The organism is uncultured Aliiroseovarius sp. (assembly GCF_947497285.1).
Lineage (GTDB): Bacteria > Pseudomonadota > Alphaproteobacteria > Rhodobacterales > Rhodobacteraceae > Aliiroseovarius.
Genome location: NZ_CANMFT010000005.1, coordinates 62,800 through 80,612, shown reverse-complemented (window position 1 = coordinate 80,612; position 17,813 = coordinate 62,800). Strand labels below are relative to the sequence as shown.

The following is a 17,813-nucleotide window of genomic DNA, read 5'->3' as shown; positions in this document are numbered from 1 at the left end:
TGGAGAACCAAATGTTTTCTGTGGACAACTCCTTCACATGGGAAAGTTTGTCTTTACAGCGACTCAGTGACCTGACACCATATCTAGTAAGGGTAAGGTGCGTAGAACGCCGAACCTAGTACAGGCATCAAGCTTTAGTGGCCAAATCGGGTTCTCTTCCGGTCGCAAAGCTGAAACGAATGGAAGGACAATATCATGTCCGCGACCGAGCAATTCATCGAGAGTGAAGACCTTCACCCCATCGACGTCGTCGAGACCATTGCGCAACATCACGCATGGGAGTTTGACCGCGTCGCGGACGATCAGATCGCAATGGCGGTCGAGGGGCAATGGCGAACCTATTCGATCACCTTGGCTTGGTCGCCCTATGACGAAACCCTGCGCCTGATTTGCACGTTCGAGATGGAGCCACCCGAGGACAGTCTGCCGCGCCTTTACGAAGCCCTGAACCGCACCAACGACATGTGCTGGACGGGGGCGTTCACCTATTGGCACGACCAGCGCCTCATGGTCTATCGCTATGGTCTTGCGCTGAACGGCGGGCAGATCGTCAGCCCGCAACAGATCGATCAACTGATCTCTAGTGCAGTCGCCACGTCCGAGCGGTTCTATCCCGCCTTCCAACTGGTCTGCTGGACCGATCGCACCATAGACGACGCGCTTCAGGTTGCCATCGCGGAAGCTTACGGCCGCGCCTGAACCCAACTTTCGACATTCCATCAGAAAAGCTCGGTCGATGACCGGGCTTTTTTGCTGGCCCCACGCCCAAGCCGCGCGTTATCCATGACCTCAACAACGGAGGACGCATCATGGGCGCTGGTGATATGAAGGATCTGGAAGCACGCGGTCTTGTGCTTCTGGGCTGCGGAAAAATGGGGTCGGCGATGCTGGAAGGTTGGCTGGCACAAGGTCTACCCGCCGGGTCGGTCTGGGTGAACGATCCCTATCCATCGGACTGGCTGTCTGCGCAGGAGGGTCTGAACTTGAACGTGAACCTGCCCGACAACCCGGCGATCGTTCTGGTCGCCGTTAAACCGCAGATGATGGCAGATGCGCTGCCCACACTGGCCGGATTCGGCAATGGCGACACGCTGTTTCTGTCGGTCGCGGCGGGCACCTCGATCGCCACCTACGAGGCGATGCTGGGGGACCAAACCCCGATCATCCGCGCCATGCCCAACACCCCCGCCGCCATCGCGCGCGGCATCACGGCGATCTGCGGCAACGATCAAGCGACCCCCGCCCATCTGGATATGGCCGAGGCGCTATTGTCCGCCGTCGGGCAAGTTGTCCAACTGGACGGCGAGCATCAGATGGACGCCGTGACCGCCGTGTCCGGCTCTGGCCCCGCCTATGTCTTTCACCTGATTGAAACGCTGGCCGCTGCAGGGGCGACGCAGGGTCTGGCACCAGAGCTATCATTGCAGCTTGCCAAGGCCACCGTCGCCGGTGCAGGCGCGCTGGCGATGCAATCGGATGATGATCCCGCGCAACTGAGGGTCAACGTGACCAGCCCCGGCGGCACCACGGCAGCCGCGCTTGAGGTGTTGATGAACGAAACAGACGGCTTCCCCGCCCTGCTGAACCGCGCCGTCGCAGCCGCCGCCAACCGATCCAAGGAGCTTGCAAATGGGTGATCTTAGCTTCGACGATTTCCTGAAAGTGGACATTCGCAAGGGGACCATCACCCGCGCCGAACCCTTCCCCGAGGCCCGCAAGCCCGCCATCAAGCTTTGGGTCGATTTCGGGCCAGAGCTTGGCGAGAAGAAAAGCTCGGCCCAGATCACCACGCATTACGACCCCGAAATGCTGGTGGGCAAAGAGGTTCTGGCCGTCGTCAACTTCCCACCTCGCCAGATCGGCCCGGTGATGAGCGAGGTTCTGGTGCTTGGCCTACCTGACGAGAACGAAGATATCGTGCTGTTGACCCCGGATAAATCTGTGCCCAACGGCGCAAGGATGTATTGATGAAGCTCTTTATCTCTCGCCCCCTGCCCGACGCCGTGATCGACCGCGCCCGTGCCGGTTTCGATGTGACTCTGCGCGAGGATACCACATCCATGTCGCATGACGAGATGGTGACGAGCCTGCGTGATTTCGACCTGGTGCTGCCCACGCTGGGCGATTTCTACTCGGCCGAGGTGTTCAAGGCGGCAGGGACTATCCGCGCCAAGTTGCTGGCCAATTTCGGTGTGGGCTACAACCATATCGACGTGGACGCCGCCCGCGCGCATGGCGTCGCAGTCTCAAACACACCGGGCGCGGTGACAGACGCCACCGCCGACACGGCGATGACGCTGATCCTGATGACCGCGCGCCGGGCGGGTGAAGGCGAACGGCTGGTGCGCGCAGGTCAATGGGAGGGATGGCACCCGACACAAATGCTGGGAATGCACGTCACCGGCAAGACCATCGGCATCATTGGCATGGGGCGGATTGGCGAGGCGATTGCCGCGCGGTGTCATCATGGGTTCGGGATGGACGTCGTGTTCTACAACCGCTCCCCGAAATCCCCGTCTTTCCCGGCGCGCCAGATGGACAGCATTGGGGACGTTGCCGCCGCCTGTGATATCCTAGTCGTCGCCGTGCCGGGCGGGGCTGACACCCGTCACCTGATCAACGCTGACACCTTCGCAGCCATGCAAAACCACGCCATCTTCGTGAACATCGCGCGCGGAGAGATTGTGGATGAGGCCGCCCTGATCAACGCGCTGGACGCAGGGCAAATCGCGGGCGCGGGGCTGGACGTTTACGAGTTTGAACCCAAAGTGCCCGACGCGCTGATTGCCCGCGAAAACGTCACCCTGCTGCCCCATCTGGGCACCGCGACGTTAGAGGTGCGCACCGCGATGGGCATGTTGGCCGTAGAAAACCTGGAAGCCTTCGCGGCGGGTGACGATTTGGTTAGCCCTGTCTGACCTAAGCGCCGGTGTCAGGATCCCCGACCGCCTCGCGCCAGTGACGGCGGCAGAGCGAAACATAGGTCTCGTTCCCACCGATCTGCACCTGATCACCATCGGTCAGCACGTTACCGGCATCGTCTTGCCGCACCACCATCGTGGCTTTCTTGCCGCAATGGCAAATCGTGCGCACCTCGCGCATTTCATCTGCCAGCGCCAGCAACGCCGCCGATCCCGGAAACAGATTGCCCTGAAAATCAACGCGCAATCCGTAGCACATGACAGGCACGCCGAGGTCATCGACCGCACGCGCCAGTTGCCACACCTGATCGGGTTCAAGAAATTGGGCTTCGTCAATGAACACGCAAGCACACGGGCTGGCATTCAGTCGTGATTGGATTTTCGCAAACAGATCCTCGCCCACCGCGAACGTGTCGGCATCTGACCCGATACCGATCCGGCTTCCGATACGAGCGGAACCAGCCCGATGATCAAGCTTCGCGGTGATCAGATAGGTCTCCATACCGCGTTCGCCATAGTTATGGCTGGCTTGCAGCAGCAGGGTCGATTTCCCCGCATTCATCGTCGAATATTGAAAATAGAGCTTGGCCATATCGACGCATTACGCCGCCCGACGTGCAGGATCAAGTGTTGTTGCCATCAACCACGCAGGCAAACGGCGGGCGTGGGTTAGCATATGAAAAGGGGTCGGTAAGCAAAACCGGAAACGAGGTCTGCGGGCGCTTGGCCCTTGGGGATGGAACGGACCTCAAACTCATTACAACTGCTTACCGACTTGCGCCGGGACACCTGCCCCAACACTCCACCGCGAAACACGCCGTGGACCCTTTTCACGTGCTGGCGCAACATGCGCCTTGCACTCTTGAAACTCACCAACTCGCTATGAAACAATTAAGCCATTCCCTTGCGCGCCGAATAATGGGAAAAGAATGACGCAATTCCCCACAGCGCCGTGCTGAGGAAAGAGGTTTGGTATATGTCGAGTATTGGAAACTACCTGAAAAAGCACACCGAGGCCTTGGTCAAGGATGTCGGACTTGAGACCGCGTGCTCTTTGACCGGCAAGTCGAAGGCAACACTTGGGCGGTATTATTCAGACAGTGACGAGCACACCGACCGGTTCATGCCCGTTGACGCGGTCGCGGCGTTGGAAAAAGCCGCAAGCTATCCCCATGTCACCAGCGCGCTGGCAGAATTGCGCGGCGCGTCGATGTCCTATGATGCAGATCGCAAGAACGCCCCTGGTGGCGGCGTGAACTCGGACGTGATTGCCTTATCGCAGCGGTTTGCCATGTTGATGGCCGAGTATCAGCAATCGATCGAGGATGGCGTTATCACCATCAACGAAGCCAAACGCCTGTTGCGTGAAACACTGGCGCTGCAACATGTGCTGATCGACATGAAGTTGCATCTGGAAGAAGAAAGCGGCACCTGACCACCGTGTGTCGGTCACTTAGCTTTGGTCGACAACCCGTGCGCGGCCAGATCGGCGTGGGCGATATAGTGGTCCACGCAGTCCTGCACGCGGCGAAATCTGTCACCCCCCAATTTCGTGCCACCAAACCAACGGGTGACAACGATGATGTGACCCTGCAACCCCTCTCGCTCCAGCATCCGTAGGATGACCAGCCCTGCCCCGGCTTCTCCGTCATCACCTTTTGACGGGCCATCCTCGGGTATTATCGCCGCCCATGTATTATGAGATGCCTTGGCGAACCGTTTGTCGCGCGTCAGCGTTTTCAAGAACGCCTTCACCTCTTCGCGCGACGCGACGGGGCCGCCGGATACGGCGTATTTCGACCCTCGGTCGGTAAGGAATCCAGTGAACTGTTGCATATGCCCCCGCTGATCGCCCCTGTATATCCGCCGCAAACCGCCGCGACCATAGGATGCACTGGCCTTTGGCGTGTGATCGCGTAAACTCGACCCATGTTTACCATTGAGCACGAATTTGACGCCACCGTCGTCACCCTTGTGGACGAAGGGCGCGAGCATTTGAACGAGGATGTCACCATCAACGCGTTTGACGATTGCGTCACGCTGGAACAATGGGATCCGCGCACCGATCAGGTGCATCGAATTACATTGTCGCCCGCGCAGCTTGGCGACCTGACAGCGGCACTAAACCTGCCCGAAGGGATTTATCATTCGACCAAATCTACGGGTGCGTAAGAGTCCGTCTGACGGCATCTTTCCATGCTTCGTAGCGGCGGTTGCGCGTGGCTTCGTCCATCTGGGCCTCGAACCGGTGGTCAAGTGCCCAGCGCGCGGCAAACCCGTCCTGATCAGGGTAAATTCCCGCTTTCATTCCCGCCAACCAAGCCGCGCCCAACGCGGTGGTTTCCAGAACAGTCGGGCGATCCACCGCCGCCCCGGTGATGTCGGCCAGAAACTGCATGGTCCAGTCAGACGCCGCCATGCCGCCGTCGACGCGTAGCACGGTATCGCTGGCATGGCCCATATCCGCCTGCATCGCATCTAGCAAATCGCGGGTCTGAAATCCGACGCTTTCCAACGCCGCACGGGCGAATTCCTTGGGGCCGGATCCACGCGTCAGGCCAAACATCGCGCCGCGACATTCCGCGTCCCAATAGGGCGCACCAAGACCTGTGAAGGCCGGGACAAGGATGACCTCTTGTTCGGGATCAGCGGCTTGGGCCAGTTCACCGGTCTGCGCCGCATCCTCGATGATCCCCAGCCCGTCACGCAGCCATTGCACGGCAGCCCCCGCGATGAAGATGGACCCTTCCAGCGCATAGGTCGGCGTGCTGTCCAGCTGATAAGCAATGGTGGTCAGCAATCGGTTGGTCGAGGCAACTGGCTTGTCGCCTGTATTGAGCAGCGCAAAGCAACCAGTGCCATAGGTCGATTTCATCATGCCCGGCTTGAAGCACGCCTGCCCGATCGTGGCCGCCTGCTGGTCGCCCGCCACGCCAAGGATCGGCGTCGCGCCGCCCAGCAAATCGGTCGTGCCGAAGTCGGCGGCGCAATCCAGCACCTCGGGCAGCAGAGACATCGGAATGTCCAGAAGGCGGCAGATATCGGCATCCCACGCGCCGATCTTGATGTCGTAGAGCATGGTGCGCGCGGCATTGGTGGCGTCGGTCACATGCCGCGCCCCGCCCGTCAAGCGCCAGATCAGGAACGTGTCGACCGTGCCGAATGCCAGCTCGCCTGCTTCAGCCCGGGCGCGGGCACCATCCACATTGTCCAAGATCCACGCCAGTTTGGTGGCCGAGAAATAGGGGTCCAGCAACAGCCCGGTGCGATCAGTCACAAACGCCTCGTGCCCGGTCTTTTTCAGCGCCGCACAGGTGGCGGCGGTGCGCCTGTCTTGCCAAACGATGGCATTGTGAATGGGCTTGCCTGTCGCGCGGTCCCACACCAGCGTCGTTTCGCGCTGGTTGGTAATACCGATTGCCGCGACGTCTGTGCCAGCAGCAACCTCAAGGCAGGTTTCACGAACCGTTTTCCAAATCTCTTCCGGGTCATGTTCGACCCAACCCGATGCCGGGAAATGCTGCTTGAATTCCTGTTGCGCCGTGCGCGTCGGGCGCATCTTTTCATCAAACAGGATGGCACGGGAAGATGTGGTTCCCTGATCAATCGCAAGGATGTAGGTCATGAAAAACTCCGGTCGTCGTGGTGATCTGCCGCCCGTAAGCGGTTAGATATCGCTAACACCCAGACGCTGACCTGTCACGCCCGTATGCATCGTGGCTATACCTTGGCAGCTGCAGGACTTATCCTGACGCAATCGAAACAGGAACAGAATAACATGGAATTGCTTGACCAATTGCGAGGCGCCATCGGGGCTGCGCATGTTCTGACCGGCGCAGATACCGCGCCTTGGGCCAGCGACTGGCTGGGCAAGTATCGCAACGACCCTCTTGCTGTTTTGCGCCCCGGATCAACACGCGATGTGCAGGCTGTGATGGCCATCGCCCATGACACGGGCACCCCGGTCGTTCCCGTGTCGGGCAATACCGGTTTGGCAGGCGGCGCCCACGCGCCCAAGGGCAGCTTGATGCTTTCCCTATCGCGTATGAACCACATTCGCGACATCCGGCCCGACGCCCGCATTGCCATCGTTGAGGGGGGCGTCGTGCTGGAAAACCTGCAAACCGCCGTCGCCGCGCATGATCTGGAGTTCCCGATGAGTTTCGGCGCCAAGGGATCGTGTATGATCGCGGGAATGCTGGCCACCAACGCAGGCGGGTCAAACGTCGTGCGCCACGGCAACACCCGTGACCTGTGCATCGGGATCGAGGCCGTCCTGCCCAACGGCGACCGCCTTGACCTGATGAGCGAGCTTCACAAGGACAATTCCGGCTATGACCTGCGCAATCTGCTGATCGGATCCGAAGGCACGCTGGCGGTGATCACGGGCGCGGTTCTGAAGCTGGTGCCTGCCCCCAAAGCCCGTGCCACGGCCATGCTTGCGGTCGGATCTCTGGCCGATGCGCTGTCCATCCTGAACCGGCTGCAAGATGCCACCGGCGGCGCGGTCGAGGCATTTGAATACATGCCCGACCGTTATTTCGATGCCTTGCGTGAAAAGCACCCTGACCAACGCCCGCCCTTTGCGGACAGCCACGCCATCAATGTTCTGGCCGAAATCGGATCGACGATCGAGCAGGACGCCACACCCGGCGATGACGGCTCGATCCCCCTGACCAACCGGCTCGAGGAGGTTTTGGCGGGCTTTCTGGACGATGGCGTCATCCTTGACGCGAACATCGCCCAGAACGACGCCCAACGCGCACGAATGTGGCATATGCGCGAATCCGTAGCCGAAGTCGTCTTGTCCCGCGATCCGCTGGTCAACAACGACATCGCCCTGCCGCTGGACAAGGTCGAACCGTTCCTGACCCGCATGGGCGACGTGTTGCGGCAGGTGGACCCCGACGCCGAGGTGATCGAGGTCGCGCATCTGGGCGACGGCAATATCCACTATACCGTATTTCCCAGCGCCCCGGACTTGGTTGATCCCATCATGCAACGGGTCGAGGACGTGACCATTTCGATGGGCGGCAGCTTTTCGGCAGAGCACGGTATTGGGCTGTCAAAACTGCCGTCAATGCGGCGACGCAAGGACAAAGTTGCTTTGACCGTGATGGCTCAGATCAAGCAGGCGTTGGACCCGAAGGGCATTATGAACCCCGGGAAACTTTTGCCGGTTTGAGGCCGGGCGGAGAAAGGGCAGATGGTGGTTCAGAGCCCTTTTTGACCGCGCCACAACGCGGGTCTTTCGTCTGTAAACGCGTTCAAGAAAGGATATAGTTGAAGTTCGATTCCACAAGTCTGTGCCAGCGTCTCTGTCGATGTGTATAGAAACTTCGAGCAAAGGCAGCGACGACAGGTGTAGCAATGCCAGCATCAAGCGCTACTCGATCCGTATAACGTGTGCCGTTGCCATCTGGTTCCAGTGATATCAAATGATCCCAGCGTCTTACCAATGCGCCGTGTCCGTTATCTCTAAGAAGCCTCAATTTGCCTTCTGTTGCTGGTCGCGAAATACTAATAACCAGCTTTCCCAATGGCACGATGTTATGCCATCTCAGTTTGAAAATGTAATCGCCGTCCGCCCATCGGTCGGGGAGCCTTTCAGGTTCAATGGGTATGAAATGCAAAACCGGATGCGCTACGAACATTAGCAATTGCGGTTTGTTCACCTCACTCCAAACCTGATCCACAGGCGCGTTCAAGTGGGTGGAAATTTCTACGGTTTTCATGGCGGAAATACTAAAACAAGAAATTTCTCAACGAAAGCGTGCATTGTCCGCTCAGCAGTCGTCCATCATCCCGCGCCACCCAGCACGTAGCTGCCTCTAGTAACTGTATTCGGCGTAAATCCGGCTTAGATCGCCATCCCACTCGCCATGGTATTTGGCCAGCAATTCACACGCGGGGGACCGGCCTTCCTCGACACTCTCCTGAACGGCGTTCAGGAAGTGGGTTTCGTCCGGCACCAAGCCGGCATTGCCTGCCCGCGCACGCGCTTTCAGGCCAGCTTCAGCGATCTTCACGGCCTCGCGCGCAAGGTCGTGCAGCTTCACGCCGCCAGCCTCGCCTTGCAAGCCTTTGATTGATGCCGCAACCCGCAGCCCCTCGCGCGTTTCGGCATCAAGGTGTTTGACCAAGTCCCAAGCCGCATCAAGGCTGCTGGCGTCATACATCAACCCGACCCAGAACGCCGGCAGCGCGCAGAGACGACGCCACGGGCCACCATCAGCACCGCGCATCTCCATGTATTGCTTGATACGAGCTTCAGGGAAGATCGTTGTGAGGTGATCAGCCCAATCGGACAGCGTCGGCGTCTCGCCGGGCAGCGCGGGCAGTTTGCCTTGCATGAAGTCACGGAAGGACTGGCCCAGCGCGTCGATATACTGCCCGTCGCGGTAGACAAAATACATTGGCACATCGAGCGCGTATTGCACATAGCGCTCAAACCCCATGCCGTCTTCGAACACGAAGGGCAGCATTCCGGTGCGGGCCGGGTCCAGATCGCGCCAGATGCGCGACCGCCATGACTTGTGGCCGTTGGGTTTGCCTTCAAAGAACGGCGAATTGGCGAAAAGCGCGGTGGCAACGGGCTGCAAGGCCAACGCCACGCGGAATTTCTGCACCATGTCGGCCTCGCTCGCGAAGTCGAGGTTCACCTGCACCGTGCAGGTCCGATACATCATCTGTTTGCCGTGCGTGCCGACCTTGTCCATGTAGTCGGTCATCAGCTTGTAACGGCCCTTGGGCATCACCGGCATCTGCTCATGCGTCCAGTCGGGCGCTGCGCCAAGGCCGATGAAGCGCGCACCGATCCCATCCGCGACCTCCTGCACTTCGCGCAGGTGTTCGTTCACCTCGTCACAGGTCTGGTGGATGCTATCCAAGGGCGCGCCGGACAGTTCAAACTGCCCGCCCGGCTCAAGACTGATATTCGCGCCGTCACGCTCCAGCCCGATCAGGTTGCCCGCCTCGCGCACCTCGGTCCAGTTGAAACGGTCGCGCAGTCCTTCCAGCATCGCCAGAATCGACCGCGGCCCGTCATAAGGCAGCGGCTTTAGCGTGTCCTTGCAATAGCCGAACTTCTCATGCTCGGTGCCGATCTTCCACGCATCGCGTGGCTTGCAGCCGTCTGACAAATACTGGGCCAACTGGTCTTGGTGGGTGATCGGTCCGCCGCCGGACTGAGGGATGGACATGGGCGTCTCCTACTGTTCGCGCCTTGCAGGGTCATTCAGTGGTGGTCCAATGGGCCGGGACTGTCAATGCAGCTTAACGACAGCGCGCTGCCAGATCACGACGGTTTCATTGGGTGGCGTATTGGCGGCACGGATGGCCGCATCAATGTCTGCGCCAGACAGAGCGGTGAGCGCGTCAAACAGCGCCTCGGCCCCTTCTGCGCGCGCGGGGATGAACAAAATCTCGTTGCCTGTGCGAAAGCGCCAAACAGCCATGCCCGCGCGGTCTTTTGCGATCTCGATCCGGCCCACATCGTCAAGCGAAGCGAACCCGCCCCCGACGGGCGCCAGATAGGTGATTTGTCGTTCATCCACCTGCACCACACCAACGCCACCATGGCCCGCACGGATGCGCGCATGACGCAAGCCTGACCACAGGATCGCAGCGCCGAACGCCGCGACGGTCAGGCCGATCCACTTGATCAGGCCAAGCGAGCCAATCGCCCACCAAAGACCCAGAAAAACCACCGCGCCGCCCACCATGGCTTCGCGATAGCGGATTAGCGCTTTGCCCGCTTCGGGACGCACGAAGCTCATGAGGTCGCTCCGATCACGTGTGGTTCGGTAAGGATGCCAAGCGTATAGGTTCCGATCCTCTGAAACCCGATGGCTTCATAGGCACGGCAGGCGGGTTTGCCGCTGGCAAACAGGATCGCGGTTTTCACACCGCGTTCGCGCGCTTCCAATAGGTGAAGCGCGACAGCGGTTCGGGCATAGCCTTTCGACCGGTGTTCCGGGGGCGTGTAGACGCCGCCGATCTGCACCATGTCCGGCAAGGACGCGTTGAACGCGGTCTTCGCGACGGGCATGCCGTCGACCTCCAGAATACGATGGCTGTCTGAATTCATGTGCGCCTGCGCATTTGCACTGGCGCGCGCGCGGGTCACGTCGTTCAAAGGAGACCCCAAAACACTGGTGTCATAGTCAATGATCCAGTCGACCAGCAGGTCAAGATCGTCAGGCTTGGCGGGACGCAACCGCGCGTTGCTGGCGGGGTCTTCAAGATCGTGAAGGTCCAGCCTGTAATGCGGCTCATCGCGCATCACCGAATATGGCGCATTCTGTAGCCCCAGAACCTCTATTGCAGTCTTGATCTGAGGCGTGGCCCCCGTGATGCCTGCCACCGTTGCGCCTTTCAGCGCGTCGCGAAAAGCGATCCAGTCATCGGGGTCGTTGTCTGGTGCTTGACCCATCACAAACCCGGCGTTGCTCAGCCCAAAGACCGCGCGCATAGCACCATTCTTGGCCAGCCAAAACGTTGTCGCGCGCGGGTCGTCGGACCGATCCGGGCCAAGTCCCAGCCCGAATTGCGCAAGGTTGGATCGCAAGAACATGGAGCTTGCCGAATGGGGCTTCAGGAACGCATCTATAGCGCCCTCATCACCAGGCCTCGCCATGCGGATCAAGACCAATCTCCCAACACCTGCTGCCACATGGTCATGGCCGCCACGGCGGCAGTATCGGCGCGCAGGATGCGCGGACCAAGGCTAACGGGGTGGGCGTTTTCCATCGCATGCAGGCGCGCCCGTTCCCGGTCAGAGAACCCGCCTTCGGGGCCGATGAAGATGGCCCAGCGGTGCCCACTGGCGGCAGAGAGTGTCTCGGCCGCACCCACAAGCGCTTCGTCACAAAACATGATCTGGCGATCATCTGGCCATGCGTCCAACAGCCTGTCCATGCGCATCAGATCGACCACGTCGGGCACATAGGTGCCACCGCATTGCTCGGCGGCTTCGATGGCATGGGCCTGCAGCCGGTCACGGCGGATACGTTCGGAATTGGTGTATTCGGTCGACATGGGCTGGATCAGCGCCGCCCCCATCTCGGCGGCCTTTTCGACGATGAAATCGGTGCGCGCCTTCTTGATCGGCGCAAAGCACAGCCACAGATCGGGCGGCATGTGCAATGGCCGCGACTGGGTCTGACATTCCAGAACACCCTTGCGTTTGCCAGCCTCGACGATCTGCGCCGGAAACTCTCCGTCCCGCCCGTTAAACAGTGCCACAAGGTCGCCTTCGCCCAACCGCATCACCCCAAAAAGGTAGTGCGCCTGTTCGCGTGACAGCGAAACGGTTTGCCCCTCGGCCAAGGGGTGATCTACATAGAGCCTGACTTTCGCCTGTTTCATGAGGGAAACCTATGACCCAAAACGCCAATATGCCAGAGCCAAAAGGGCAAGTCGCCGATGCCTATACCGGCAATTGGGTCGATCGTCGCGCACCGGGTTGGAGCCGCCCTTACCTGCGCCTCAGTCGCGCGGACCGGCCCATTGGCACCTGGCTGTTGCTGCTGCCGTGCTGGTGGGGGCTGCTTCTCGCCGCCAATGCGACCGGGCGGTTCGGCTGGTTCGATCTGTGGATCATACTGGGCTGCGCCATCGGGGCATGGCTGATGCGTGGTGCGGGTTGCACGTGGAACGACATCACCGACCGCGACATTGATGCACAGGTCGAACGCACCCGCAGCAGGCCCATTCCGTCCGGGCAAGTCACCGCAAAACAGGCTGCGATATGGATGGCCCTGCAGGCATTGATCGCCTTCGGGATTTTACTGACGTTCAACGGCGCAACCATCTTGCTGGGCATTGTGTCGCTGGCCCCGGTCGCGATCTATCCCTTCGCCAAGCGATTCACATGGTGGCCGCAGGTCTTTCTGGGCATCGCCTTCAACTGGGGCGCGTTGCTGGCTTGGACCGCACATACCGGGAGCCTTGGCTGGCCCGCTTTGGTGCTATATGCCGCAGGTATCGCGTGGACACTGTTTTATGACACGATCTATGCACACCAAGACGCCGAGGATGATGCCCTGATCGGGGTTAAGTCCACCGCACGGCTCTTCGGTGACAACAGCCGTAAGTGGCTGCTTTTCTTCCAGATCGCCACAGTTGCCTTGCTTGCATTGGCCTTTATTTTGGCCCTTGCACCGGGTGAAAACGTTCTTTCTCTTGCAGTGGTGCTTGGCGGGGTCTGGTTTATGGGATGGCACCTGATGTGGCAGCTCAGGCAACTTGACACGGACAGCTCCGAGACCTGCCTGCGTCTGTTTAGATCCAACCGCGATGCAGGCCTAATTCCTGTGCTATTTCTTGCCATCGCGCTGCTCGTGTGATTGCACCGGGCAAAGACACGCCCTAAGAAGCACAAGTCAACAAGCAAACGGATGCCCTTACGCATGCGCCTTTCGCACATCATTCTGGTTCCTGCCTCGTTCGCCATTGCAGCCCTGGTGTCCCTGCTGGCGGCAACGCTGTCGGTGACAGCTATTGAAACGAGCTCGCAAGACGCGGTGGAAGGACAACTGATCCTGCACGGATATGAATGGGCAAGCGTGCAATCCGATGGATTGCAGGTGGTGCTGTCCGGCACGGCCCCCAGCGAAGCAGCAAGGTTTCGCGCCTTGTCTGCTGCAGGTTCGGTGGTCGATGCGGCGCGTGTGATCGACAATATCTCGATCCCGGCGACGGAAGCGATCGAGCCGCCCCGCTTTTCCATCGAGATTTTGCGAAACGACGCGGGCATTTCGATGATCGGTCTCATTCCGGCACAAACCGACCGCGAAGCCCTGAACGAAGATGTCCAGCAGATCGCACGCGGCAGCCATGTCACCGACCTTCTAGAAGTCGCGGACTACCCGGTGCCCGCCAATTGGGCAGAGGCGCTGGAATTTGCAATGTTCGCGCTTGAAAAGCTGCCGCGGTCAAAGATTTCGATGGACGCCGGAAAGGTGGCCATTACGGCGTTGGCCGACAGTGAAAAACAAAAGGCGACCTGGGCACGGGAGCTTAAGCGCGAGGCACCCAGATCGGCGCTGCTGGCCATCGACATCGCGGCCCCGCGCCCGGTCATCACCCCCTTCACGCTGCGTTTTCTGATCGACGAAGAAGGCGCGCGTTTCGATGCGTGTTCGGCGCATGACACAGTGGGGCGCGCAAAGATTGTATCGGCGGCGACCGACGCCGGGCTAGAGGGCAGTGCGAACTGCACCATCGGCTTGGGTGTTCCCTCGCCAGATTGGCCAGAGGCCGTCGAACTGGGCATTCGCGCGATCAAGGCGCTTGAAGGCGGCTCGATCACTTTTTCGGATGCCGATGTGACGCTGGTCGCCCCCGACACGACCCCACAGGCGACGTTCGACCGGATCGTAGGAGAACTTGAAAACGATCTGCCCGACCTCTATTCGCTGCACTCCGTGTTGCCCGAACCCGTAAAGATCGACGGCAGTGGCGACGGACAGGGACCACCGGAATTCGTGGCCACGAAAAGCCCGGAAGGCACGGTGCAGCTGCGTGGACGTCTGACCGATGAAACCCTGCGAAGTGCCGCGGAAAACTATGCACGCGCAAGATTCGGATCGACCAACGTGTATCCCGCGACCCGTTTGGACCCGGATTTGCCTGCCGACTGGCCGACCCGCGTGCTGGCCGCGCTTGAGGCTTTGTCACTGCTGTCCAGCGGCGCCGCAGTGGTGCAACCAGAAGTCGTCGACCTGCGTGGCATGACCGGTGACCCGGACGCCAGTGCGATGGTGTCACGTGTGCTGAGCGGAAAGCTGGGGGCGTCCGAGAACTTCCGGGTCAATGTCGTCTACAAGGAAGAACTTGACCCGCGTCACGACTTGCCCAGCCCTCAGCAATGTGCGGCCAACATCAACGCGGTCATGAACGAGGCCAAGATCACCTTTGCCCCCGGATCTGCGAATATCGAAACCTCGGCAGCGGGCACAATCGACAAGATCGCTGAGATTATGAAAGATTGCGCTGACGTGCGTATGGAGATTGCAGGCTATACCGACAGTCAGGGTCGTGAAGAAATGAACCAGGCCCTGTCGCAGAACCGGGCACAGGCCGTCCTGAACGCGCTTCTGACCCGGCGCATTCTGACGACGAACTTGACGGCGAAAGGCTATGGCGAAGACGATCCCATTGCCGACAACGGCACCGAAGACGGTCGCGAAGCCAACCGTCGCATCGAGTTTAAATTGCTAGAGGCCGACGACACCCAAGATCCTGAAGCTGAGGGCGCTGCGGACGAAACAGGCGAGGGGGATCCGGCCACGCAGGCTGACCCGACCGGCGGTAGCGACGATCCGGCAGCGACTGACACCGATGCCTCTGAAACACCACAGGAAGACGACACCGCCGAAGGCGACGCGGCAAGCGGCCCTCCTTTTGCCGGGCCAGCCTCCCTGACACCTGAAGACGAAGACACCCGCCCCAAGCCGCGCCCTGAACGCTGAGCGATACACAAGGACCAAAGCCGATGAACAGAACCGAGTTTATCATCGTGACCGCCATCATCCTGTTCGTGGCCTTTGTTTTGGGGTGGTTTGCTCATTGGCTGATCCACCGCTTCGTACAGGTTTCCGGGTCAGAGATGGGCGAACTGGACAAGATGGCACAAGCGCTGCACGAGGCGGAAGAGACGCGCGATCAAGCGATAACCTATCTTCAGCAGCGCGAAGCAGAGATGTCGAACCAACTGCACCAGACCGAGGCCGAGTTGAGCGCTGCCATGGACGGTCTGCGCGATGCGCGGCACGAGGCGGGCGAACTGCGCGCCTATATCGAGCGGGTCCAACAGGGCAGCTAGCGCGTCCTTAGATATCCTTGACCAACCGTAGCGCGTCATAGATCGCCGCATGGGTGTTGCGCGCAGATACCGCATCACCGATCCGGAAAAGCTGAAACGCGCCGTCTGGATTGGTGCGGATCGACTGCGGGCGACCCTCGATCAGGGCGGCCTGATCCACTTCGCCACGGTTCACGGACGTCTCTTTCAGATCAAAATAAAGGTCCGCCATCGGCAACGTGCCGTAGTTGACCACCACCTGATCATAGGTCGCTTCGCGGGTGTAATCTGAATAGTCCGTGCCAAGGGTCACACGCAGGCGGTTGCCATCTCGTGCGATGTCCAGCAGCCGCTCGGTCACGGTGAACCGCACGCCTTTGGGTTGGAGCGACCGCATGTAGGGCACCAAGTTCATCGCCATGATGTCAGGGGCGAAGACGCGGTCGGGTGTCATGACCTCGACCTGCGCCCCAGCCTCGGCGGCAATTTCGGCGGCTTGCAGTGCGGGGTGGTCCCCGCTTTCGTCATAGATCAGCACATCGCCCGCACATTTCACGTCGCCCGCGATCACGTCCCACGCGCTGACAGCCAAGTCCTGATCGCCCTTGCTTTCAAACAGCTCAAGGTTCGGCAGACCGCCGGTGGCGACAATCACCACGTCTGGGTTTAGCGCAGTCACATTTTCGGCTTCGGCCCATGTGTTGAAATGAAACGTCACATCCCGCGCGGCACATTGCGCCATGCGCCAGTCGATGATCCCGATCATCTCGCGCCGGCGCGGGGTTTGGGCGGTCAGGCGCACCTGCCCACCGGGGTTGGGTTGCGCCTCAAAGACGGTCACATCATGCCCACGCTCGGCGGCCACGCGGGCGGCCTCCAAACCGGCAGGCCCAGCGCCGACGATCACGACTCTACGGTTCTCGGGGGCCGCTTCGACCACATGCGGCATCGTCAATTCGCGCCCGGTGGCGGCATTGTGGATGCACAACGCATCGCCCGCCTGATAGATACGGTCCAGACAGTAGGTCGCGCCGACACAGGGGCGAATGTCATCCTCGCGCCCTTCGATGATCTTCTGCACGATATGGGGGTCAGCCATGTGCGCGCGCGTCATGCCCACCATGTCGAGTTGGCCCGAGGAAATTGCATGACGCGCCGTTGCCACGTCAGGGATACGGGCGGCGTGAAAAGTGGGCATGCCGATTTCGGCACGCACCCGCCCGGCAAAATCCAGGTGCGGCGACGAGGGCGCGCCCTGAATGGGGATCATATCTGTCATCGCCGGGTCCGTATGAATGCGCCCGCGGTTGATGTTCAGATAATCCACCTGCCCGCTATCGCGCAGCATCTTGGCAATCTCCATGCCCATTTCCGGGTCAATGCCACCGTCCTGAGCTTCGTCCGGGGCAAAACGCACGCCGAGGATAAATTCATTGCCGACGCGTCCACGCACGGCATCAATGATGTCCATCGTCAGTCGCATCCGCCCTGTCAGATCACCGCCGTAGGGTCCATCGAGACGATTGGTCAGGGGCGAAATGAACTGATCCAGCAGATGCCCATGGGTCATAATCTCGACCCCATCCATGCCACCCTCTTTCATCCGCTCAGCCGCGTCGGCAAAATCGGAAATGATACGGGTGATATCCCAGTCCTCTGCCAATTTTGGAAAAGCGCGGTGGGCCGGTTCACGGTGTGGCGTAGAACAGACCGGCGGCAACCAGTCGCCTTTGTTCCAACCCGTGCGCCGCCCAAGATGGGTCAGCTGGATCATGCAGGCCGCGCCATGTTCATGGACAGCATCGGTAAGATTTCTGATCCACGGAACGACCTCATCCTTATAGGCGAGGATGTTGTTGAACACGGGTGGGCTGTCCTTCGACACCGCGGCCGACCCTGCCGTCATCGCCATCGCGACGCCAGCCTTGGCCCGTTCTGCGTGATAAGCCGCATAGCGCTCCTTGGGCATTCCATCTTCGGGATAGGCCGGTTCATGGCTGGTGGTCATGATCCGGTTGCGAAGGGTCAGGTGTCCCAGTTGATAGGGCTGCAAAAGGGGATCAGTGGACATGGTCGTCTTCCTT

Annotated in this window: 19 protein-coding genes; 10 read left to right on the top strand and 9 right to left on the bottom strand. The window is 60.2% G+C overall.

Annotated features, from left to right (window positions below; genetic code table 11):
• Nucleotides 1–195 precede the first annotated feature (195 nt).
• The 4 genes from Q0864_RS10565 (at nucleotide 196) to Q0864_RS10550 (ending at nucleotide 2,918) form a co-directional block, all read left to right on the top strand.
• Nucleotides 196–699: a YbjN domain-containing protein gene (locus Q0864_RS10565; RefSeq protein WP_298569031.1), complete on the top strand. Its 504-nt coding sequence runs from the start codon at nucleotides 196–198 to the stop codon at nucleotides 697–699.
• 110 nt (nucleotides 700–809) lie between these two features.
• Nucleotides 810–1,637 (top strand): pyrroline-5-carboxylate reductase, encoded by an 828-nt coding sequence (gene proC, locus Q0864_RS10560; RefSeq protein WP_298569029.1) that lies wholly within the window; start codon nucleotides 810–812, stop codon nucleotides 1,635–1,637.
• On the top strand, nucleotides 1,630–1,968 hold the full coding sequence (locus Q0864_RS10555) for a tRNA-binding protein (protein ID WP_248367889.1): 339 nt from the start codon (nucleotides 1,630–1,632) through the stop codon (nucleotides 1,966–1,968). Before proC ends, Q0864_RS10555 begins: the two co-directional genes overlap by 8 nt.
• Nucleotides 1,968–2,918 carry a D-glycerate dehydrogenase gene (locus Q0864_RS10550; protein WP_298569025.1) on the top strand — a complete coding sequence of 317 codons (951 nt, stop codon included), beginning with the start codon at nucleotides 1,968–1,970 and terminating at the stop codon, nucleotides 2,916–2,918. The genes Q0864_RS10555 and Q0864_RS10550 overlap by 1 nt, the downstream gene beginning before the upstream one ends.
• Before the next feature lies 1 nt (nucleotide 2,919).
• On the opposite strand, the gene Q0864_RS10545 is transcribed toward Q0864_RS10550, so the two are convergent.
• The gene (locus Q0864_RS10545) at nucleotides 2,920–3,513 is read right to left on the bottom strand and encodes a thymidine kinase (protein WP_298569023.1); all 594 of its coding nucleotides are present in this window, start codon (nucleotides 3,511–3,513) and stop codon (nucleotides 2,920–2,922) included.
• Between the two features lie 384 nt (nucleotides 3,514–3,897).
• Here Q0864_RS10545 and Q0864_RS10540 point away from each other — a divergent pair, with 384 nt between their 5' ends.
• A complete protein-coding gene (locus Q0864_RS10540) occupies nucleotides 3,898–4,356 on the top strand; it encodes a hypothetical protein (RefSeq protein ID WP_298569021.1) in 459 nt (152 codons plus the stop codon).
• Between the two features lie 14 nt (nucleotides 4,357–4,370).
• Here Q0864_RS10540 and Q0864_RS10535 read toward each other — a convergent pair whose 3' ends face one another.
• Complete coding sequence (locus Q0864_RS10535) at nucleotides 4,371–4,757, bottom strand: YigZ family protein (RefSeq protein WP_298569019.1); 387 nt, start codon at nucleotides 4,755–4,757, stop codon at nucleotides 4,371–4,373.
• A 93-nt stretch (nucleotides 4,758–4,850) separates the two neighbouring features.
• Between Q0864_RS10535 and Q0864_RS10530 the strand changes: the two genes are divergently transcribed.
• Nucleotides 4,851–5,093: a hypothetical protein gene (locus Q0864_RS10530; RefSeq protein ID WP_298569017.1), complete on the top strand. Its 243-nt coding sequence runs from the start codon at nucleotides 4,851–4,853 to the stop codon at nucleotides 5,091–5,093.
• Here Q0864_RS10530 and glpK read toward each other — a convergent pair.
• Nucleotides 5,080–6,546, bottom strand: coding sequence for a glycerol kinase GlpK (gene glpK / locus Q0864_RS10525; RefSeq protein ID WP_298569016.1), 1,467 nt, complete (start codon nucleotides 6,544–6,546; stop codon nucleotides 5,080–5,082). The genes Q0864_RS10530 and glpK overlap by 14 nt on opposite strands.
• 153 nt (nucleotides 6,547–6,699) lie before the next feature.
• Here glpK and Q0864_RS10520 point away from each other — a divergent pair, with 153 nt between their 5' ends.
• Nucleotides 6,700–8,106: an FAD-binding oxidoreductase gene (locus tag Q0864_RS10520; protein WP_298569015.1), complete on the top strand. Its 1,407-nt coding sequence runs from the start codon at nucleotides 6,700–6,702 to the stop codon at nucleotides 8,104–8,106.
• An 82-nt stretch (nucleotides 8,107–8,188) separates the two neighbouring features.
• On the opposite strand, the gene Q0864_RS10515 is transcribed toward Q0864_RS10520, so the two are convergent.
• From Q0864_RS10515 to Q0864_RS10495, 5 genes are all read right to left on the bottom strand, one after another.
• Nucleotides 8,189–8,656 carry a hypothetical protein gene (locus Q0864_RS10515; protein ID WP_298569013.1) on the bottom strand — a complete coding sequence of 156 codons (468 nt, stop codon included), beginning with the start codon at nucleotides 8,654–8,656 and terminating at the stop codon, nucleotides 8,189–8,191.
• 96 nt (nucleotides 8,657–8,752) lie between these two features.
• Entirely contained in the window at nucleotides 8,753–10,123 is a 1,371-nt protein-coding gene (locus Q0864_RS10510) for a glutamate--cysteine ligase (RefSeq protein WP_298569011.1), read from the bottom strand.
• Nucleotides 10,124–10,186: 63 nt separating this feature from the next.
• Nucleotides 10,187–10,699, bottom strand: coding sequence for a hypothetical protein (locus Q0864_RS10505; RefSeq protein WP_298569009.1), 513 nt, complete (start codon nucleotides 10,697–10,699; stop codon nucleotides 10,187–10,189).
• A complete protein-coding gene (locus Q0864_RS10500) occupies nucleotides 10,696–11,496 on the bottom strand; it encodes a GNAT family N-acetyltransferase (RefSeq protein ID WP_298569007.1) in 801 nt (266 codons plus the stop codon). The genes Q0864_RS10505 and Q0864_RS10500 overlap by 4 nt, the downstream gene beginning before the upstream one ends.
• A gap of 68 nt (nucleotides 11,497–11,564) precedes the next feature.
• Complete coding sequence (locus tag Q0864_RS10495; RefSeq protein ID WP_298569005.1) at nucleotides 11,565–12,290, bottom strand: 16S rRNA (uracil(1498)-N(3))-methyltransferase; 726 nt, start codon at nucleotides 12,288–12,290, stop codon at nucleotides 11,565–11,567.
• A gap of 11 nt (nucleotides 12,291–12,301) precedes the next feature.
• On the opposite strand from Q0864_RS10495, the gene ubiA reads away from it, so the two are divergent.
• The 3 genes from ubiA (at nucleotide 12,302) to Q0864_RS10480 (ending at nucleotide 15,750) form a co-directional block, all read left to right on the top strand.
• The gene (gene ubiA / locus Q0864_RS10490; RefSeq protein WP_298569003.1) at nucleotides 12,302–13,270 is read left to right on the top strand and encodes a 4-hydroxybenzoate octaprenyltransferase; all 969 of its coding nucleotides are present in this window, start codon (nucleotides 12,302–12,304) and stop codon (nucleotides 13,268–13,270) included.
• Nucleotides 13,271–13,333: 63 nt separating this feature from the next.
• Nucleotides 13,334–15,397 (top strand): OmpA family protein, encoded by a 2,064-nt coding sequence (locus Q0864_RS10485; protein ID WP_298569001.1) that lies wholly within the window; start codon nucleotides 13,334–13,336, stop codon nucleotides 15,395–15,397.
• A 23-nt stretch (nucleotides 15,398–15,420) separates the two neighbouring features.
• The gene (locus Q0864_RS10480; RefSeq protein WP_298568999.1) at nucleotides 15,421–15,750 is read left to right on the top strand and encodes a hypothetical protein; all 330 of its coding nucleotides are present in this window, start codon (nucleotides 15,421–15,423) and stop codon (nucleotides 15,748–15,750) included.
• 7 nt (nucleotides 15,751–15,757) lie between these two features.
• On the opposite strand, the gene Q0864_RS10475 is transcribed toward Q0864_RS10480, so the two are convergent.
• On the bottom strand, nucleotides 15,758–17,800 hold the full coding sequence (locus Q0864_RS10475) for an NADH:flavin oxidoreductase (protein ID WP_298568997.1): 2,043 nt from the start codon (nucleotides 17,798–17,800) through the stop codon (nucleotides 15,758–15,760).
• Nucleotides 17,801–17,813: the final 13 nt, after the last annotated feature.